The sequence below is a fragment of the Micromonospora globispora genome (genome assembly GCF_003857015.1).
Taxonomy (GTDB): Bacteria; Actinomycetota; Actinomycetes; order Mycobacteriales; family Micromonosporaceae; genus Micromonospora; species Micromonospora globispora.
In genome coordinates, this window is the sequence record NZ_QGGF01000316.1 from 1 (window position 1) to 1,276 (window position 1,276).

Annotated in this window: 1 protein-coding gene; it reads right to left on the reverse strand. The window is 67.3% G+C overall.

Translation table 11 applies throughout. The annotated features are described in order from the left end of the window. The coding region (locus DKL51_RS15560; RefSeq protein ID WP_124812193.1) for an IS110 family RNA-guided transposase at positions 1-1,044 on the reverse strand (1,044 nt) is incomplete at its 3' end. Positions 1,045-1,276: the final 232 nt, after the last annotated feature.

A 1,276-nucleotide genomic window follows, 5' to 3' on the forward strand; every position in this document is an offset into this window, starting at 1 on the left:
GTGCCCTCCCGGATCCGCCGCCTGCCTGCGTTTCTGGTCGGCGACCATGCGGGCGTAGACGACGTTGGACAGTCGGCGTTTCAGCGCGCGCATGGCTTCCATCGACGTCTTCCCGGCGCCCTTCTTCGCGTCGAAGTAGGCGCGGCCTTCGGTGCGGTTGCGCAGCTGGACCACGGCCATGATGTGCAGAGTCCGGTTGATCCGCCGGTTGCCGGCGCGGGAGAGCCGGTGACGCTTCTGGTCGCCGGAGGACGCGTCCAGGGGTGCGGTGCCGTTCCAGGAGGCGAACCGGTCGCGGTCGGCGAACCGGCTGATGTCTGCGACGTCTGCCAGTAGGCGGGCTGCGCCTGAGGGGCCGATGCCGTGCAACTCCATCAGGGTGGAGCCGCGGGCGAGGACCAGGGCTTTGAGGTCCTTGTCCGCGGATTTGATCTTCTTGTCGATGCCCTCGAGTTCACTGATCAGCTCGACGGCGAGGCGGCGTCTGGTCTTGCCCACGATGTCGCGGGGTTTGACCGTCGCGATCAACGCGCGGGCCTGTGGCGCGGACAGGAACTTCTTCGCCCCGCCGGGTAACAGTTCCAGCAGCAACCGGTGCAGCCGGTTGATGGTCTGGGTGCGGGCGCGGCCGAGCTCGTCACGCCGGTCGGCGAGCATGCCCATCACCTGCAGGTCCGGGTCGACCTGAACCTGCACCAAATTCGGGCTGCGTAGCGCCACCATCGCGACCGAGTGCGCATCCACCGGGTCGGTCTTGCGGCCGTTGCCGGTGGCGAACACCCGAACCTGCGCCGACAGTTTCGCGGGCACGTCGAGCACCGTCTCACCGTCGTGGACCAGGCGGTGGGCGATGTGTTTGCCGATGCCGTTGCAGCCCTCGACCGCCCAGACCCGATCGGCGTACTTGCGGCCGGCGGCGAGCATGTCGGCGTAGCCGGCCTTGTCAGTCCCAAAGCGGCCCACCGCGAGCACCCGGCCGCGTTCGTCGACGACCTCGATGGTGGCTGAACGCTTGTGCGGGTCCATCCCGATGATCACGCTCATCGGCGCCTCCCTTGGCTGAACCGGATGGAGTTGTCAGCAAGGAGGGCACCGCTACTTTGAGCAGGACAAACCCCTTTCCAGCCTCTCCTCGCGCGGTGCTCGGCGAGACCGCAGGCCATGAGAGAGCCACACCAATGACACCGGTGGGCAGCCGCAATGTGGGAGCGTCTCGCCGAGCACCTGGACCGAGTCTGGCCGGACATCGATCCTGCAGGAAGTCTCTAAGTAGCCG